The following is a 17,993-nucleotide window of genomic DNA, read 5'->3' on the forward strand; positions in this document are numbered from 1 at the left end:
GCCTGCCCCGGATCAGCCCTGCCCCGCAAGGCCCGCGACAAGCGCCAGCAGCGACATCGCCACACCGGCCACCGGCACCGCCATGGGCACGCGGAACGGGGCCTCGGGCACCCGCCGCTTGACCGCGATCAGTGCCGCGTTGATCAGCACGAACACCGCCAGCAACACCGCCGACGTCGCGCCGGCCAGCACATCCACCGGCAGCAGCAGCGCCGCACCGATCACCGCCGCGCCGACCAGGGCGGTGGCGGGCAGCGGCGTGCCGAAGCGCGGATGCGCGTGGTGGAAAACCGCCAGCGGGCCACCGGTTTTGCCGAGCCCGAACAGCACCCGCGCCGCCATCACCACCTGCGCCAGAACGCCGTTGAGCGCCGCGAAGACGGCAATCGCCGAAAACCCCGCCGCGCCACCACCCCGCGTCTCCTGCCAGACCAGCGCCAGCGGCCGCTCGGAGGCGGCCAGTTCCTCCAGCGGCACCGCTCGCACAGCAGCCCAGGAAACCAGAGCATAAAGCAACGTCGTAATCGCCAGCGAGACCAGGATCGCGCGCGGCAGCGTGCGGGTGGGCTCGCGCACCTCTTCGGCCATGTTCACCATGTCCTCGAAACCGATGAAGGCGAAAAACGCCAGCACCGCCCCGGCACCGATGGCCGCAAGCCCGGGCGGCGGCGCGGCCACGTAATCCGGTGCTGGCGCGGCGCCCATCCCGGCCCAGACGATCAGCGCGAGCCCGGCAAGCTCGATCACGGTGAAAAGCGCGGCAAGGCTCAGGCTTTCCAAGACCCCCAGCCCGGCGACCAGCGTCAGCGCCAGACCGAGCCCCGCGACCCCGAGCCAGATCGGCAAATCGACGATACCGGTCAGATACCCGACCCCGCCGCGCAGCACCGCTGCGGCAGAGATCGTGCCGGCGACGACGATGGCGAGCCCGACGAGCACCGCCAGCCGCGGCATATCGAACCCCGCGCGGATATAGGCGGCCTCACCCGCCGCCTCCGGCACCCGCGCAGACCATTCGGCATAGGAAAGCGCAGTGGGCGCGGCCACGGCACCTGCCGCCAGAAACGCCAGCGGCGCCCAGATGCCTGCCGCCCCGGCCACCGCGCCGACCAGCACATAGATGCCGGCGCCGACCATGACGCCGACACCGTAAGCGGTCAGCAATCCGAAACCGATCCGGCGTTTGAGTTGCTCGCTCATCCTCCCTGCCCTCACCTACAGCGTGGCGCCAAAGATTTTTCGTACGAAAAATCTTCGGACCCGCGTCAGTCGGCCAGGCGCTGCGGCAGGTTGTTGGCCCAGGCCGAGATCGTGCCGGCGCCGAGGCAGACCACCATGTCGCCCGGCCGTGCCTGTTCGCGCACCAGCCGTTCGAGATCGTCCTCGCTCAGGATCGCGCGGGCGTGCCGGTGTCCGTGGCGGATCAGCCCGGCCACCAGATCGTCGCGCGTGGCGCCCTCGATGGGCTCTTCTCCCGCCGCATAGACCTCGGCGATGGCCACCACATCGGCCTCGTTGAAACAGGCGCAGAAATCGTCGAACAGCGAATGCAGCCGCGAATAGCGGTGCGGCTGATGCACGGCGATGACCCGTCCTTCGGTGGCCTGACGCGCGGCTTTCAGCACGGCGGCGATTTCCACCGGGTGGTGGCCGTAATCGTCAATGATGGTCACGCCGTTGACCTCCCCCACCCGGGTAAAGCGGCGGTTCACCCCGCCGAATGCCGCCAGCGCCGTGCGGATCTCGTCGCGCTTCATCCCCAGATGCCGCGCCACCGCAACGGCGGCCAGCGCGTTGGAGACATTGTGATCGCCGGGCATCGGCAGGGTGCAGCCTTCGATCTTGCTGTCCTCGCCCTGAAGCAGGATGTCGAAATGCGCGATGCCCTTCTCGTAGCGCAGGTTCACCGCGCGCACATCCGCCTGGGCGTTGAAGCCATAGGTCGTCACCCGCCGGTCGCTGACCCGGCCCACCAGCGCCTGCACCTCGGCGTGATCGGTGCAGCAGACCGCCAGCCCGTAGAAGGGAATATTGGAGACGAACTGATAAAACCCGTCGCGCAGGTTCTCGATGCTGCCCCAATGCTCCATATGCTCGGGGTCGATATTGGTGACGATGGCAATGGTGGCGGGCAGCCGGTTGAAGGTGCCGTCGCTCTCATCGGCCTCGACCACCATCCATTCGCCCAGACCCACCCGGGCGTTCGAGCCATAGGCGTGGATGATGCCGCCATTGATCACCGTGGGGTCGTAATTGCCCGCATCCAGCAGCGTTGCCACCATGGTCGTCGTGGTGGTCTTGCCATGGGTGCCGGCCACCGCGACGTTGGATTTCAGCCGCATCAGCTCGGCCAGCATCTCGGCCCGGCGCACCACCGGCAGCCCGCGCCGGCGCGCCTCGTCGAGCTCGGGATTGCCCGGCTTGATCGCCGAGGAGATCACCACCACCTCGGCGGTCTCGAGGTTCTCGGCCGTCTGGCCCTCGAAGATATGCGCGCCCAGCGCCTCCAGCCGTTCGGTGATCTTGGAGCGCTTGAGATCCGAGCCCTGCACCACATAGCCGTGGTTCAGCAGCACCTCGGCGATACCCGACATGCCGATACCGCCGATGCCGACGAAGTGAATGGGGCCGACATCGCCCGGAAGTTTCGTCGCGGCGCTCATCATGCCCCCCTCGGTGACCCGTTCGTGTTTCATCCCTGCCCGTCCTCTGCTGCCTGTTGTTGTTGGTCTTCGTCCTGCCCGAACCCGGCGAGCTGCTCGACCAGCCAGGCCAGATGCTCGGCCGCCTCCGGCTTGGCGACTGCAAGCGCCGCGTGCGACATCTGCGACGCGCCCTCGGGATTGCTCAGCACCGCCATGATCGCCTCGGACATGTTCTCGACGCTGAGCATGCTTTCGGGAATGCGGATCGCGGCGCCGGCATCGACCAGCCCCTGTGCGTTGACCGACTGGTGATCGCCCGCCGCCGCTGCATAGGGCACCAGGATCGCGGGCCGCCCGATCACCGAGATATCGGCGACCGACGAGGCGCCGGAGCGCGAGATCACCAGCTGCGCCTCGGACATGCGGGCGGGAATATCGGTGAAGAAGGGCTGCACATCGGCGTCGATGGCGTGCTGGTAATAGTATTGCGTGACGCGCTCGCCATCCTCGTCGCGGGCCTGATGGCTGACGCGGAGATTGCGAAGGATCTCGATCGGCAGGCGTTCGATGGCCGGCGGCACGATGTCCGACAGAATGCGCGCGCCCTGGCTGCCGCCGATCACCAGCAGCGACATCGGATAATCGCCCGGCACGATATAGCCCGCGCCCGCCCGTTCATGCACCGCCATGCGCACCGGGTTGCCGGTATGCACGCCCTCGACGCCTTCGGGCAGGGTCGTGGGCCAGGTGCCGCAGGCCACCACATCGACTTTCTTGGCAAAGAGCTCGTTGACCCGCCCCAGCACGCCGTTCTGCTCGTGGATCATCCGTGGCAGTTTCAGCAGCCAGGCCGCCGTCAGCGCCGGAATCGACGGGTAGCCGCCAAAGCCCACCACCGCGTCGGGCCGGTCCTTGCGGAAGCGCATGAGGGTGGAGAGCACGCCACCGGCGAGGCGGAAGGGCACGGCAAGCTTGGCCAGCACACCGCCGCGCGCGAAGGTCGCGGCGCTGACCTGCTCGATCTCGGTGGAATGGGGAAAGCCGCCGGTATAGCGGGCGCCGCGCGCATCGGTGGAGAGTTTCACCCGCCAGCCGCGCCGCAGCATCAGCTCCGCCAGCGCCTGGGCGGGAAACAAATGCCCGCCGGTGCCGCCTGCGGCAATGACCAGGAGGGGGCGCCGGAACCGCTCTGCCATCTCAGCTTTCATCCTTCCCTGCCGCGGGCATTCCGGGGCTCATCGCCCTCGCACCCGCATCGCACCGCATGTTCTGGTGGTGCGCCAGGCGCCCACCGCAAAATCCGGGCACCCTTATCGCAGCGCAGCGGCCGGGTGAAGCCCCGCAGGCATGCGGCCCGCTCAGCGCGGCCGCCCGCGCAGGATTTCGCCGATCTCGCCCTGCGGGCGGGTCCGGGTGAAGGCCAGAAGCATACCGACCGCGATGCCGCCGGCGATCAGCGACGAGCCGCCATAGCTCACGAAGGGCAGCGTCATGCCCTTGGCCGGCAGCAGCCGCACCGCGACGCCCATATTGATCATCGCCTGCACGCCGAACATCGCCGCGAGCCCGGTGCCTGCCAGCCGGATGAAGGGATCGCGCTCGCGCATCAGCCGCAGCACCGAGCGCACCACCACCACGGTGTAGAGCGCAATGATCAGCAGCACGAGGATGAGCCCGTATTCCTCGGCGGCCACCGCAATGATGAAATCCGTATGCGCATCGGGCAGCGACCATTTCACCTGGCCCTCGCCGACGCCGACGCCGAAGAAGCCGCCCTCCTGAATGGCGTTGGTGGCATAGCCGAGCTGGGTGGTGGGATCGACCTCGGGGGTGAGAAAGCCATCGATGCGGCGGGCGAAGTGTTCGGAGCTGTTATAGGCCACCATGCCGCCCATCACCACGAGCCCGGCGAGCCCCACCAGCAGCAGCATCGGCGCGCCGGCGATGAACCACATCACCCCCCAGCCGAAGAGTACAAGGCTCGCCTGGCCGAAATCCGGCTGCATCGCGAGCGCCAGCACGATGGTGACGGTCAACCCGAAGGACCAGAGCTTGCCCGGCGGGCCGCCGATCTCCTGGCTGGCGGCCATCATCCAGGCGGCGACGATGACGAAGAGCGGCTTGAGGAATTCCGACGGCTGCACCGAAGCGAAGCCCAGCGAGTACCAGCGCACCGCGCCCTTGCCGAAATCGGTGCCGAGGAAGGGCAGACCGAGCAGCGAGACAAAGGCCACGAGAAAGCCGATCACCGCGAGGCGCCGCACCAGCAGCGGCGTCAGCATCGACGTCAGCATCATCGCGGTCAGCGCCAGCCCGCCGAACACCGCCTGCCGCTGCACATAGTGGAAATGCGCAAAGCCGTTGCGCTCGGCCAGCGGCGGCGAGGCGGCGAGCCCCAGCAGGATGCCGATGCCGAAGAGCAGGAAGATGCAGGACAGCGCCCAGCGATCGACCGTGCGCCACCATTTGGGCAGAACAGGCTCGCCCTCCTGCACGGAGACCGTGCCGTAAACCATTTCCGTCATGGGACCACCGCTCGTATTGGCCGCTCAACGGCCGGATTGCCTCTGCTCGCCCGGGTTGGCCCGGATCATGCAACGAATGGTAGCAAAGCGGGAGGGTTTTGGGAAGACTTGGTTGCGGCTTGCCCCCCTGCCCCGGCACCGCGCGGGCGGATGGGGCGGCGGTGAGTATTTGCGGAAAGATGAAAGCCCGGGGGCTTGCGCGGGGCGGCGTTCCGTGGTCCTGAGCCGCCATGCAGATCGAAACGCTGATCCTCGGGGCCGGAGCCGCCGGCATGATGTGCGCCGCAGAGGCCGGGCCGGGCACGCTGGTGGTGGATCATGCGCGCAACCCGGGCGAAAAGATCCGCATCTCCGGCGGCGGGCGCTGCAACTTCACCAATCTCGGTGTCGAGCCGGGCTGTTTCCTGTCGGAGAACCCGCATTTCTGCAAATCGGCACTGGCGCGCTACACGCAGTGGGATTTCCTCGGTCTGATCGGACGCCACGGCATCGCCTGGCACGAGAAGACGCTGGGCCAGCTCTTTTGCGACGGCAAGGCCACCCAGATCATCGCCATGCTGATGCGCGAGATGGAGGCGGCGGGGGCGGAGCTCTGGCTCTCGACCGAGCTTGCCGAGCTCAACCATGACGGCACCCGCTTCGTGGCGCGGCTGATGCGCGAGGGCGCCGAGCAGGTGGTCTCGGCACGCAATCTGGTGCTGGCGACCGGCGGCAAGTCGATCCCCAAGATGGGCGCCACGGGGCTTGCCTATGACATCGCGACGCGCTTTGGGCTGGAGATCGTCGCGCCCCGCCCCGGGCTGGTGCCCTTCACCTTTCCCGACGGCCGCTTCTCGGCGCTTTCCGGCCTGTCGCTGCCGGTGCGCGCGCAGACCGCGCGCGGCGCCTTCGAGGAGGCGATGCTCTTCACCCATCGCGGGCTTTCGGGGCCGGCGATCCTGCAGATCTCTAGCTACTGGCGCGAGGGCGAGGCCGTTACAGTGGATCTGCTGCCGGGCGGCGACCCCGCCACCGCGCTGCGCGCCGCGCGCGGTGAGGCCGGGCGGCGGGCGCTGAGCACCGCGCTGGGGCAGCTGCTGCCGCCGAAGCTGGTGGCCTATCTCGGCGAGACGCTGGATCTGACCGGCAATCTCGCCGATCTCTCCGACCGGCGCATCGCCGCGCTGGCGCAGGCGCTCAGCGGCTGGGAGCTGCGCCCGCAGGGCACCGAGGGCTGGCGCACCGCCGAGGTCACGCTGGGCGGCATCGCGACCGACGGGCTTTCCTCAAAGACGATGGAGGCCAAATCCGTGCCCGGGCTCTATGTCATCGGCGAGGCGGTGGACGTGACCGGCTGGCTGGGCGGTTACAATTTCCAGTGGGCGTGGTCTTCGGGCACCGCCTGCGGGCGCGCCATCGCCGAGACGCATCGGCACCCTTGAATTCGTCACGCTACCGTTACATCTTTGTCGCTCAGATGTCGTGGAGCGCGCCCGCATGGCCTTTGCCGATCATCCTACCCTGCACCCCGCCAACTGGCTGCGGGATATCGAGGCACAGGTGCCGCGCAAGGCCGTGCGCGACCTCTGGAACCGCTTCCGTTACGGCGCCGACGCACCGCGTTCGGACGAGCGCATCTATCTGCCGCCCTGCGAAATCCGCGATTCCTACGATGCCAACGCCGGGCGCAAGCCGCTGCGCCGCCAGCACAGCGGCATGATCGTCGCCGGCGACTGGGACCGCTGCCGCACGCCGTTTGCGGAGAACATCAAGTTCCAGAGCTGCCGCATGCATTACGAGGACGGCGTGGCCTGGGAAGACACACCGCTTTTCGCGCGCATGCTGCGGCATCTCGCCGAAGGGCGCCGCCCGGATGGCTGCGTCACGCATGAGGATGTGGTGAACCGCTACGAGACGCTGGACCGGATCTATGAGGAGACGCAGCGGCGCGGGCGGCTGCTCGCCCAGTCGGAGCTGCCGGAATATTTCCGCCGCGAGCATGGCGGCATCCTGGTGCATATCGACCGCAACGGTCAGCCGCTGCGCGCCAGCGGCGGCATGCACCGGCTGGCCATCGCGCAGATCCTGAAACTGCCCGAAGTGCCGGCCCAGCTCGGCGTGGTGCATCCGGAGGCGATCTACAAGGCGCTATTGGCGCCGTTACGGCAGTCGCGGCTGGGCTGAGACACAGGTCTTCCCGCTACGTTGCGAGCGTATCGCAAGGCATGGTGGGCAAGATTGCCCACCCCACGGGATCACGCCCCCCCCCCCGGAACATCGCGCCCCGGACCCGATCCGGGGCCTCCCCCGCCGGTCCGGAGCAGACCGTTGGGGCGGTTCGTGAAGAGTCCGCCGCACCGCGAGCCCTGCCGGAAGAACCTTAACGCCTGTCATACCGCACCGTAGGGTGGGCAATCCTGCCCACCTCTCCCCGACGACACTCCCAGAGGCGATGGCCCTACCCCGCCAGCGCCGCCCGCACCTTCTCGGCGAAATCTTCGCCGCGCCGCTCGAAATTGTCGTATTGATCGAAACTGGCGGCGGCGGGCGCCAGCAGCACCACTTCGCCCTCCTGCGCCTCGGCCACCGCGCGGGCGACGGCGGTGCCCATCTCGGTGCAGATCTCCGCCTCGACCCCCGGCAGCCCCAGCGCAAATCCCGCCGCCTCGCGCCCGATCACATAGGCCTTCACCACATTCCCGAGCCCCGGCGCCAGCCCGTCGAGCCCGCCCTCCTTCATCAGACCGCCGCAGACCCAACGGATGCGCGGAAAGGCCTGCAAGGCCTTCAGCGCCGCGTCCACATTCGTGGCCTTGCTGTCGTTCACATAGGTCACTCCGCCGGCTTCGGCGACGATCTGGCTGCGATGCGGCAGCCCCTCGAAGCTGTGAAACGCCGCCTCGATGACGCGCGGCGCCAGCCCCAGCGCGCGGGTCGCCGCATAGGCGGCACAGGCGTTCTGATGATTGTGCGCACCGGGCAGGCCGCGCACCGACCGCAGGTCGATGGAGGCCACCTGCCGCCCCTTGCGCCATTCGGTCAGGAACCCCTTGCGCGCGAACACATCCCAGCCCGGCCCCGAGAGCTTCGTGCCGGACGACACCCGGATCACCCGGTCGTCCGCCGACGCCTCGGAAAGCTGGTTGGCCAGATAGCGCCCCTCGTTCTCGTCCACACCGATCACGCAGCGATCCGGCCCGCCCTCGGCAAAGAGCCGGCGCTTGGCGGCGAAATAGCCGCCGATGCCGCCGTGGCGGTCGAGATGATCGGGCGAGAGATTGGTAAAGACCGCCACATCGGGCGTCAGCGCGCGGGCGAGATCGGTCTGGTAACTCGACAGCTCCAGCACCACGACACCGCCCTCGCCCGGCGGGTCGATATCCAGCACGCCGCGGCCGATATTGCCCGCAAGCTGGCTGTCGCGCCCGGCGCTTTGCAGGATGTGATGGATTAGCGCCGAGGTGGTCGACTTGCCGTTGCTGCCGGTCACCGCCACCACCTTGGGCGGCTGATCGAACATCGCCCAGTCGCCGCTGCCGAAGGAGCGGAAAAAGAGCCCGATATCGTTGTCCACCGGCACCCCCGCCGCCCAGGCGGCGGCGATCACCGGGTTGGGCGCGGGGTAGAGATGCGGAATGCCCGGCGAGACCACCAGCCAGTCGACCCCGTCGAAGCCGCCGGCACGCGCCAGATCGCGGACCCCGAACCCCTCGGCCTCCGCGCTCGCCCGCGCCTCCGGATTGTCGTCCCAACAGAGCGGCACCGCCCCGCCCTCGCGCAGCGCCCGCGCCGCCGAGAGCCCCGACCGGCCCAACCCCAGCACGGCGACCACGCGCCCGTCGAATCCAGCAACCGGTATCATCGCCCTGCCCCCGTCTCGCAGCTTTCTTCCAACCGCTACCGCAAGCGCCCCGCATTGACCAGAGCGCGCCCCGCCCCATTCATCTTTCTGAAAAATACTCCCGCCGAAGGCCTCTGTCCTCGCCACATCGGCACCGCCGGGCACAGATTCCCGCCGTCTCCCAAGCGGCGCCGGGGCGGGCTACTGCGGAAGCGGAACGAGACAGACCCCGGGCAGCACTGGCGCCTCGTCGGGGCACCGCCCATCCGCCTGCGCAGCGCTCTCCTCGTCGAGAATGCCGATGGCGTCGGCCAGCTTGAGCGAGAACAGCATGATCACGAAGGCGAACAGCCCGGCGGCCACGAGCGCGATGACCGCGCTTTTCAGCACGGTGCGCCAATGCAATGCCCGGCGCCAATGCGCGCAGCTGCGCCAGTCGAAACGCCCGCGCCGGGCGGTGCCGCCCTCGGCGAGGATCGCGACCGTGCGCACGCAGCCGGCCAGCATGAAGACATAGCCCAGCACCGCCGAGGCGCCCAGACCCGCCACCAGCAGCAGCCACCGGTAGTCCCAGACCGGCACGTCGATCCGCCCGAGCCCCCGGACGGCGAGTTCCATCACCGCCACCATCGCGGCGCCGCGCAGGATCATGTCGACCCCGGCGGTCAGCGCCCGCATCAGCCGTTCGGGAAACGTCTCGGCGTCCGGTGCGGCCACCGGCTCAGCGCACTTTCAGCGTCGCCAGCCCGATCAGCGCCAGGATCAGCGAGATGATCCAGAAACGGATCACGATCTGCGGCTCCGCCCAGCCCTTCTTTTCATAGTGATGATGGATCGGCGCCATCAGGAACACCCGCTTGCCGGTGCGCTTGAAATAGAACACCTGGATGATCACCGAGAGCGCCTCGACCACGAAGAGCCCGCCGACAATCGCCAGCACGATCTCGTGCTTGGTGGCCACCGCAATCGCCCCCAGCGCGCCGCCCAGGGCCAGCGAGCCGGTATCGCCCATGAACACCGCCGCCGGCGGCGCGTTGTACCACAGAAAGCCCAGCCCCCCGCCGATCAGCGCGGCGGCAAAGATCAGGATCTCGCCGGTGCCGGGCACGTAATGCACGTCGAGATAATCGGTGAAATCGGTCCGCCCCACCGCATAGGCGATGATGCCCAGCGTGCCGCCGGCGATCATCACCGGCATGATCGCCAGCCCGTCCAGCCCGTCGGTCAGGTTCACTGCATTGGCGGCGCCGACGATGACGATCATCGAGAACGGCACGAAGAAGATCCCGAGATTGAGCAGCGCGTCCTTGAACACCGGAAAGGCCAGCTGCCCGGTAAGCTCTGCCGGATGGAACCAGGCCGCCCAGGCGCCGGCGATCCCGGCGATGAGAAAGCCCAGCAAAAGCCGCACCTTGCCCGACACACCCTTGGTGTTCTGCTTGGAGACCTTGGCGTAATCGTCGGCAAAGCCGATGGCGGCATAACCCATGGTGACAAAGAGCACCATCCACACGAACGGATTGTCGAGCCTTGCCCAGAGCAGCGTCGCGGTCAGCAGCGCGCCGACGATCAGGAGCCCGCCCATGGTCGGCGTGCCGGCCTTGACGAAATGCCCCTCCGGCCCGTCATTGCGGATCGGCTGCCCCTTGCCCTGGCGCTTGCGCAGCACGTCGATCAGCGGCCGCCCGAAGAGAAAGCCAAAGATCAGCGCGGTCAGGAACGCCCCGCCGGCGCGGAAGGTGATATAGCGGAAGAGGTTGAAAAGGTCGCCCCCGTCGCTGAGTTCGGTCAGCCAGTAAAGCATCGTCCGGTCCTTCTCACCCGTTTCCGCCCGCGGGCACTTGTCCCATTTTCCGGATTGCGTCAACCACGCGCGCCAGCGCCATCGACAGCGAGCCCTTGACCAGAACCACGTCGCCGGCATCGAGATCGTGGCGCACGCGCTCGGCCATCGCGGCGCTGTCCTCGGTCCAGTGGCCGCGCTTCTCGTCCGGCAGCGCCTGCCAGAGATCGCGCATCAGCGGACCGACGCAATGCACCGTGTCGATACAGCCCATCGCCGGCAGCGCGGCCACGGCGCGGTGCAGATCGTGCTCGCCCTGCCCCAGCTCCTTCATGTCGCCGAGATAGGCGATGCGGCGACCATGAGAGACGCGCCCCAGCCCGTCATGGGGATGGGCGCCGGCCAGCACCTCCAGCGCCGCGCTCAGCGAGGCGGGGTTGGCGTTATAGGCGTCGTCGATCAGTTCCAGCGTCAGATGGGTTTCCACCGGGTCGAGCAGGATCACCTCGCGCAGGCCCCGGCCCGCGCCCGCCTGCCATTGCCCCAGCGCGGTGATCGCCAGCGCCCGGTCGAGCCCCAGCGCATGCGCCACCGCCAGCACGCCCAGCCCGTTCACCGCGAAATGCCGCCCCGGCACCGCCACCTTGAAGAGGATCGGCGTGCGCCAGGCCCGGCCCTGCGCCACGGTGGTGGCGTCGCCCACGGTCACCTCGGTGATGCGGTGGTGATTGCCCGCCGCCTCGCCAAAGGTGATGACCTGCGCCGAGCGCGCCTCCGCCATCTCCACCAGGATCGGCGAGACGTCGAGATCGCCGTTCACCACCGCCGTGCCGCCCGGCTCCAGCCCCTCGAAGATCGCGCCCTTCTCGCGCGCGATGCCCGCCAGGCTCTCGAAGGCGGCCAGATGCGCCGGCGCCACGATGGTCACCATCGCCACATGCGGCCGCGCCATGCGGCTCAGCGGCGCGATCTCGCCGGGATGGTTCATGCCGATCTCGATCACCGCGAAATCCACGTCGCGCGGCATCCGCGCCAGCGTCAGGGGCACGCCCCAGTGGTTGTTATAGCTCTTCTCGGCGGCATGCACCGTACCCTGCGCGCCCAGCACGCAGCGCAGCATCTCCTTGGTCGAGGTCTTGCCGACCGAGCCGGTCACCGCCACGACCTGCGCCCGCGTGCGCGCCCGCGCCGCGATGCCGAGCCGCTCCAGCCCCGCCTGCACGTCGTCGACCAGCAGCAACCGGTCCTCGTCGACGCCCTCGGGAATGCGGCTCACCAGCGCGGCGGCGGCGCCCTTCTCCAGCGCCTGCGCCACGAACTCGTGCCCGTCCCGCGCCGCCTTCAGCGCCACGAACAGATCGCCCGGCGCCAGCGTGCGGGTGTCGATCGACACCCCTGTCGCCTCCCAATGCGCCGAGACGCGTCCGCCGCAGGCCTCCGCCGCTTCCTTCGCCGTCCAGAGCGTCACAGGCCCCTCCCGTCCAGCGCCGCCACGGCGACACTCGCCTGTTCCACATCGTCGAAGGGATAGACCGTATCGCCGACGATCTGCCCGGTCTCGTGACCCTTGCCGCAGACCAGCAGCGCGTCGCCCGGCCCCAGAAGATCGACTCCGCGCAGGATCGCCTCGGCGCGGTCACCCACCTCGGTGGCACCCGGCGCGCCCTCCAGCACCTGCGCGCGGATCGCCGCCGGATCCTCGGAGCGCGGGTTGTCGTCGGTCACGATGACCATATCCGCGTGCTCCGTCGCGGCCTTGCCCATCAGCGGGCGCTTGCGCGCGTCGCGGTCGCCGCCGGCGCCGACAATCGCGATGAGCCGGCCCATGACATGCGGGCGCAGCGCCTGGATGGCGGTCGCCACCGCGTCGGGCGTATGGGCGAAATCCACATAGACCGCCGCGCCATTGTTGCGCGTCGCCGCAAGCTGCATGCGCCCGCGCACCGTTTCGAGCCTCGGCAGCGCGCGAAAGACGTCCTCGGCCTCGGCGCCGCAAGCGATGACCAGCCCCGCCGCCAGCAGCGCGTTCCAGCCCTGAAACCCGCCGATCAGCGGCAGCCGTAGCTGCTCCACCACCCCGTGCCAGCTCAGCCGCAGCTCCTGCCCCGTCGCATCGAAGCGCTGGCCCAGCAGGCGCAGATCGGTGCCCTCGGCCTCGCCGACGCTCAGCACCTCCTGCCCGCGCGCCTTGGCGATGGCCAGCATGTCGATGCCGCGCGCGTCGTCGATATTGATCACCGCCATGCCCTCCTCGGGCAGCACGCGGGCGAAGAGCCCGGCCTTGGCGGCGAAATATTCCTCAAAATCCGCGTGGTAATCGAGGTGATCCTGGCTGAAATTGGTGAAACCCGCCGCCTTCAGCTGTACCCCGTCGAGCCGCCGCTGGTCGAGCCCATGGCTCGACGCCTCCATCGCCGCGTGATCGACACCGGCCTCCGCCGCCTCGGCCAGCGCCTTGTGCAGGGTGATTGGCTCGGGCGTGGTATGGCGCAGCGGCGCCTGCCAGTCGCCCTCGACCCCGGTGGTGCCCAGGTTGACCGCGCGATAGCCCAGCTCCTGCCAGAGCCGGCGCACGAAGGTAGCGACGGAGGTCTTGCCGTTGGTGCCGGTCACCGCCACCATCGTGGCGGGCTGCGCGCCGAAGAACAGCGCGCAGGCATAGGCCAGCGCCTGGCGCGGATCGGCGGCGATCACCAGCGCCGCCTCGCTCTCGCCCAGCGCGTCGCGGGCGATCTCGGCGCCCTCGGCATCGGTCAGCACGGCCACGGCGCCCTGCGCCAAAGCGGTCTCGACAAAGCGCGCGCCATGCAGCCTGGTGCCCGGCATCGCCGCAAAGAGATGCCCCGGCATCACCGCCCGGCTGTCCACGGAAATGCCGCTCACCTTCGCCTCGCGCCCGCCCCGCGCGGTCAGGCCCAGATCCGAGAGGCTCTTCTCCCCGCTCATGGCAGCCCTTTCATCTTTCCCAAAATACTCAAACCCGGCGGCGCCGACGCGCCCTCAGTTCCGGATGAGTGTCACATTGGTCATGTCGCTCATATCGTATTCCGGACGCAAGCCCAGAAGCGGCGCGATCCGGCCGATCATCTCGGCGGCCACCGGCACGGCGGTCCAGCCAGCGGTGCGGCGGGGCTTGGAGCCGGAGGTCTCGACCGGCTCGTCGAGCGTGACGACCAGCACGTATTTCGGATCATGCGCCGGGAACATCGAGGCAAAGGTGGCGATCACCTTATCCTTGTAGTAGCCGCCGCCATGCTCCTTGGGTTTGTCCGCCGTGCCGGTCTTGCCGCCGACGTGATAGCCCGGCACCTCACCAAAGCTCGCCGTGCCCTCGCTCACCACCTTGCGCAGCATCTGCCGCGCCGCCGCCGATACCGGTTCCGAGAGCACACGCGGCCCGATTTTCGGACCGTGCTGTTTCAGCAGCGTCGGGCTGACCAGATGGCCGCCATTGGCGATGGTGGAATAGGCCGCCGCCAGATGCAGCGGCGAGGAGCTGAGCCCGTGCCCGTAGGAGATCGTCACCGACGAGAGGTCGGTCCAGCGCGAGGGCAGCAGCGGCTTGCCGCCTGCCGCCTCGACGATCTCGAGCCCGGTCGGCTCGAAAAAGCCCAGCGATTTCAGAAACTCCTGCTGCCGCTCGATGCCGATGGCCAGCGCGATCTTGCCGGTGCCGCGGTTCGAGCTCTTCACGATGACCTGCTCGACGCTGATCTCGCCGTAATTGTGCCCATCGAACTCGCCGATGCGGTGCCCGCCGACCTTGAAGGGCGGGCGGGTGTCGATCACCGTGTCGGGGCGCACCAGCCCCAGCTCCATCGCCTGAGCGGCGGCAAAGATCTTGAAGGTCGAACCCAGCTCATAGACCCCCTGCACCGCACGGTTGAACAGCGGGCTGTCGGAGGGGCTGCCCTCGGTCGGCGGGCGGGGCCGGTCGTTGGGGTCGAAATCGGGCAGCGAGGCGATGGCGATCACCTCGCCGGTATGCACATCCATCAGCACCGAGGCCGCACCCTTGGCGTTCATCAGCCGCATGCCCGAATCCAGCACCCGCTCGGTGGCGGCCTGAATGGTCAGGTCGATGGAAAGCTCCAGCGGCGCGCCCTCGCGGGCCGGGTCGCGCAGCTTGGCGTCGAAATATTTCTCGATCCCGGCGGTGCCGATGACCTCGGCGGAATGCACGCCCTCGCGCCCGAAGCTGGCGCCGCCAAGGATATGCGAGGCCAGCGCGCCATTGGGATAAAGCCGCATTTCGCGCGGACCGAAGAGCAGCCCGGGCTCGCCGATATCGTGCACCGCCTGCATCTGCTCGGGGCTGATTTTCTTCTTCACCCAGAGAAACTTGCGCTTCTCGTCGGTGAAATCCTTGATCATCCGCTCTTCGTCGAGATCCGGGAAGATCGCCTTCAGCTCCTTTGCCGCGCGCAGCGGCTCGATCATCTGCTGCGGATGCGCGTAGAGCGAATGCGTCTCCATATTGGTGGCGAGGATGCGGCCATGACGGTCGGTGATGTCGGCGCGGCTGGCGATGATCGAGGCGCCGGTGGCCTGGGCGCGCGGCTCGCTGGGTTCGGAACCGGCCAGCACGCCCATGCGCACACCGATGGTGCCGAACGCAACGAAGAACAGCACGCCCAGCACCAGCAGGCGGCCCTCGGCGCGCACCCTTGCGCGGTCGCGCATCTGCTCGTGGCGGATGCGGATATTCTCGCGTTCGATGGCGTCGGGGTTCTCGCCCTTGCGGCGGGCGTCGAGGATGCGGGCCAGAGGGCGGAGCGGGGTGCGCGTGGTCATTGCGTCGCTCCCGCGCTGGTCACATCGACCGGATCGGTGACCACCAGCGGATGAATCACCGGATAGGCAACCTGATCGACGCGGCCGTATTGATCGGCCCGCATCGGCAGCAATTCGAGCCGGGGAAAGTTGATCTCGGCCAGATCGCGCAGCCGGTCGGGGCGGTTGAGATAGGCCCATTCCGCCTTGAGGATCGCCAGCCGCGCCCGCGCATCGGCGATGTCGCGATGCAGATCCTCCACATGGTCGAGCGCCGCCTGGGTGTCGTAGTTTTCGCGATAGGCCCAGAAGGCGAGGCCGATCAGCCCCAGAAAGGTGGTCACATAGAGCATCGTTCGCATCAGCGCTTCCCCTTCAGTTGCGGCATGTTCAGTGTGGCGGATCCGATCTCGCCCGGCACCGCCCCGGTACGGCGCCCGATGCGCAGCCGCGCCGAGCGGGCGCGCGGGTTGGCCTGCAACTCCACCTCGTCCGGCCCCACCGCCTTGCGTGTCACCAGCTCGAAACGCGGCTCTTCGGTCTCGGTCAGCGGCGCGTGGCGGCTCACCGAGCCAAGCCGACCGGAGCGCGCCTGGAAGAAGCGCTTGACCATGCGGTCCTCGACCGAATGGAAGGTCACCACGCAGAGCCAGCCGCCGGGCTTCAGCGCGCGCTCGGCAGCCATCAGCCCGCGCCAGAGCGCGCCGTATTCGTCGTTCACCGCGATGCGCAGCGCCTGAAAGCTGCGTGTCGCCGGATGCGACTGGCCGGGTTTCGGGCGCGGCAGGCAAGCCTCGACGATCGACGACAACCGTGCGGTGGTTTCAATGGGTTCCTCGGCGCGCGCCTTGACGATGGCCCGCGCGATGCGGCGCGAGGCGCGCTCCTCGCCATAGGTATAAAGCACATCGGCCAGCGTGGTTTCGTCCAGCCGCTTGACCAGATCGGCGGCGCTTTCGCCCGCCTGCTCCATGCGCATGTCGAGCGGCCCGTCCTTCTGGAAGGAAAAGCCGCGCTCCGCCCGGTCGAGCTGCATCGAAGAGACGCCGAGATCCAGCACCACACCGTCGACGTCGCTGGCATAGCGATCCATGTCGGCGAAATTGCCCTCGACCAGCTCCAGCCGGTCACCGTATTCGCCGATCCATCCCGCCGCCATCTCATGCGCCAGCGGATCGCGGTCGATGCCGATCACCCTGCCCGCACCTGCCTCCAGCAGCCCGCGCGCATAGCCGCCGGCGCCGAAAGTGCCGTCGATCCAGGTGCCGCCGACCGGTGCCACCGCCTCCAGCAAGGGACGCAGGAGGACCGGGACGTGCGGCGCGCCGTCATTCTGCTCCGCCGCAGGGGCCATCTAGATCTCCTCGTCCTCGTCGTCATCTTCGTCGAGCAGCGTCAGCGGGTCGTCGTCGAACTCGTCGAGCTCTTCCTCGGTCTCGGCCAGATCCGCGTCATAAGCCGCAGGTTCCCAGATCTGGAACGTGTCGACATTGGAGGCGAACTGCGCCTCGCCCGAGAGGCCGATCTTTTCGCGCAGCTTCGCGGGCAGCACGATGCGGCCGGTCTCGTCGACGCTGGTGGTGATCGACTGGGTCGAGAACAGCCGTTCGAGAATCCGGCGCTTCTTTGAGCCGCGCTTCATGCGGCTGATGCGATCCTCGACCGCCTCGATCTCGTCGATGGTGTAGCATTCCAGGTATTTGCGGCGCTGGTCGCCGTAGACGATCACGAAGTTGGGGTTCAGCCCCTCGACCCAGTCCGGGTCACCGGCTTCGAGCACACGGCGAAAAGAGGCCGGGATGGACACCCTGCCCTTGCTGTCGACCTTGTGCCGACTTTCGCCTCTGAACCTTAGCCTGCGGCTCACTGTCCCTACTCTCGCCCCCTGAAACGAAATACGGCGGGTTGATCTGCTGCCACTGATCAACCCGCCGCCTTGACCCGCTTTGCGGGCTAGTCCGACTGCGCGCGCCACCTGGGGGGATGTCTGCTCGCTCGCGCGCCGGATCTCTTTGTTCACGATGAAGGGCGGGTGCCTGTATGAACCTGCTCTTTTATTGTTTTGGGATGTTTTGCCGGGGTCTTTGTTGCGCCCCTTGTCCGTCCCTCATCGTGGTAAAAGGTATGTCATGGGATTTCATGGGAAGCAATGGTTTTTTCGAGATAAACCCCCTGTATTTTGCCCACAGCCCCTGTGGAAAACAACATGTTGGGGTCCCATTTACCTAAAATCACGGATATGTGGTGAGCGGGAACCAGCCCATCGCTAAATGTAGTAACGGCGGCGTGAGGAAAAAAATACCCATGCTTTCCCAAAAAAATTCGCACCGGGCCCTTTAGTCCCAAAATCTCCGAGAAATCCAGCGGCTCCCATGTCGTCCCATATCACGAATCTCAGCGGATTCGCCGGGATTCCGGCGAGTCAGCCACCGGCAAGCCGACTCGGC

The 17,993-nt window shown here is 68.0% G+C and carries 15 protein-coding genes; 2 read left to right on the forward strand and 13 right to left on the reverse strand.

Going from position 1 to position 17,993, the window contains the following annotated elements:
* Positions 1 to 12: 12 nt before the first annotated feature.
* The 4 genes from I6N89_RS08875 to I6N89_RS08890 all read right to left on the reverse strand — a co-directional run bounded on the left by I6N89_RS08875 (position 13) and on the right by I6N89_RS08890 (position 5,170).
* Entirely contained in the window at positions 13 to 1,200 is a 1,188-nt protein-coding gene (locus tag I6N89_RS08875) for an APC family permease (protein ID WP_207017981.1), read from the reverse strand.
* A 65-nt stretch (positions 1,201 to 1,265) separates the two neighbouring features.
* Positions 1,266 to 2,663: a UDP-N-acetylmuramate--L-alanine ligase gene (gene murC / locus I6N89_RS08880; protein WP_207018199.1), complete on the reverse strand. Its 1,398-nt coding sequence runs from the start codon at positions 2,661 to 2,663 to the stop codon at positions 1,266 to 1,268.
* Between the two features lie 29 nt (positions 2,664 to 2,692).
* Entirely contained in the window at positions 2,693 to 3,841 is a 1,149-nt protein-coding gene (locus I6N89_RS08885; protein ID WP_207017982.1) for a UDP-N-acetylglucosamine--N-acetylmuramyl-(pentapeptide) pyrophosphoryl-undecaprenol N-acetylglucosamine transferase, read from the reverse strand.
* 162 nt (positions 3,842 to 4,003) lie between these two features.
* A complete protein-coding gene (locus I6N89_RS08890; protein ID WP_207017984.1) occupies positions 4,004 to 5,170 on the reverse strand; it encodes a peptidoglycan glycosyltransferase FtsW in 1,167 nt (388 codons plus the stop codon).
* Positions 5,171 to 5,400: 230 nt separating this feature from the next.
* Between I6N89_RS08890 and I6N89_RS08895 the strand changes: the two genes are divergently transcribed.
* Both I6N89_RS08895 and I6N89_RS08900 read left to right on the forward strand, forming a co-directional pair.
* Positions 5,401 to 6,591 (forward strand): NAD(P)/FAD-dependent oxidoreductase, encoded by a 1,191-nt coding sequence (locus I6N89_RS08895; RefSeq protein WP_207017986.1) that lies wholly within the window; start codon positions 5,401 to 5,403, stop codon positions 6,589 to 6,591.
* Between the two features lie 55 nt (positions 6,592 to 6,646).
* Complete coding sequence (locus I6N89_RS08900) at positions 6,647 to 7,333, forward strand: hypothetical protein (protein ID WP_207017988.1); 687 nt, start codon at positions 6,647 to 6,649, stop codon at positions 7,331 to 7,333.
* Between the two features lie 274 nt (positions 7,334 to 7,607).
* Here I6N89_RS08900 and murD read toward each other — a convergent pair whose 3' ends face one another.
* From murD to mraZ, 9 genes are all read right to left on the reverse strand, one after another.
* Positions 7,608 to 9,011 carry a UDP-N-acetylmuramoyl-L-alanine--D-glutamate ligase gene (gene murD, locus I6N89_RS08905; RefSeq protein WP_207017989.1) on the reverse strand — a complete coding sequence of 468 codons (1,404 nt, stop codon included), beginning with the start codon at positions 9,009 to 9,011 and terminating at the stop codon, positions 7,608 to 7,610.
* Positions 9,012 to 9,191: 180 nt separating this feature from the next.
* Positions 9,192 to 9,707, reverse strand: a complete 516-nt coding sequence (locus tag I6N89_RS08910; protein WP_207017991.1) for a hypothetical protein — start codon at positions 9,705 to 9,707, stop codon at positions 9,192 to 9,194.
* Positions 9,708 to 9,711: 4 nt separating this feature from the next.
* Positions 9,712 to 10,794 carry a phospho-N-acetylmuramoyl-pentapeptide-transferase gene (gene mraY, locus I6N89_RS08915; RefSeq protein ID WP_076696105.1) on the reverse strand — a complete coding sequence of 361 codons (1,083 nt, stop codon included), beginning with the start codon at positions 10,792 to 10,794 and terminating at the stop codon, positions 9,712 to 9,714.
* Between the two features lie 13 nt (positions 10,795 to 10,807).
* Positions 10,808 to 12,241, reverse strand: a complete 1,434-nt coding sequence (locus I6N89_RS08920) for a UDP-N-acetylmuramoyl-tripeptide--D-alanyl-D-alanine ligase (RefSeq protein ID WP_207017992.1) — start codon at positions 12,239 to 12,241, stop codon at positions 10,808 to 10,810.
* Positions 12,238 to 13,719: a UDP-N-acetylmuramoyl-L-alanyl-D-glutamate--2,6-diaminopimelate ligase gene (locus tag I6N89_RS08925; protein ID WP_207017993.1), complete on the reverse strand. Its 1,482-nt coding sequence runs from the start codon at positions 13,717 to 13,719 to the stop codon at positions 12,238 to 12,240. The genes I6N89_RS08920 and I6N89_RS08925 overlap by 4 nt, the downstream gene beginning before the upstream one ends.
* A 54-nt stretch (positions 13,720 to 13,773) precedes the next feature.
* A complete protein-coding gene (locus tag I6N89_RS08930; RefSeq protein WP_207017994.1) occupies positions 13,774 to 15,567 on the reverse strand; it encodes a peptidoglycan D,D-transpeptidase FtsI family protein in 1,794 nt (597 codons plus the stop codon).
* Positions 15,564 to 15,908 carry a cell division protein FtsL gene (gene ftsL / locus I6N89_RS08935; RefSeq protein WP_207017995.1) on the reverse strand — a complete coding sequence of 115 codons (345 nt, stop codon included), beginning with the start codon at positions 15,906 to 15,908 and terminating at the stop codon, positions 15,564 to 15,566. The genes I6N89_RS08930 and ftsL overlap by 4 nt, the downstream gene beginning before the upstream one ends.
* Positions 15,908 to 16,900: a 16S rRNA (cytosine(1402)-N(4))-methyltransferase RsmH gene (gene rsmH, locus I6N89_RS08940; RefSeq protein ID WP_207017996.1), complete on the reverse strand. Its 993-nt coding sequence runs from the start codon at positions 16,898 to 16,900 to the stop codon at positions 15,908 to 15,910. Before rsmH ends, ftsL begins: the two co-directional genes overlap by 1 nt.
* Complete coding sequence (gene mraZ, locus I6N89_RS08945) at positions 16,901 to 17,413, reverse strand: division/cell wall cluster transcriptional repressor MraZ (protein WP_207017997.1); 513 nt, start codon at positions 17,411 to 17,413, stop codon at positions 16,901 to 16,903.
* Between the last annotated feature and the right edge of the window lie 580 nt (positions 17,414 to 17,993).

This window comes from Salipiger abyssi (assembly GCF_017311415.1).
GTDB classification, from domain to species: Bacteria; Pseudomonadota; Alphaproteobacteria; order Rhodobacterales; family Rhodobacteraceae; genus Salipiger; species Salipiger abyssi_A.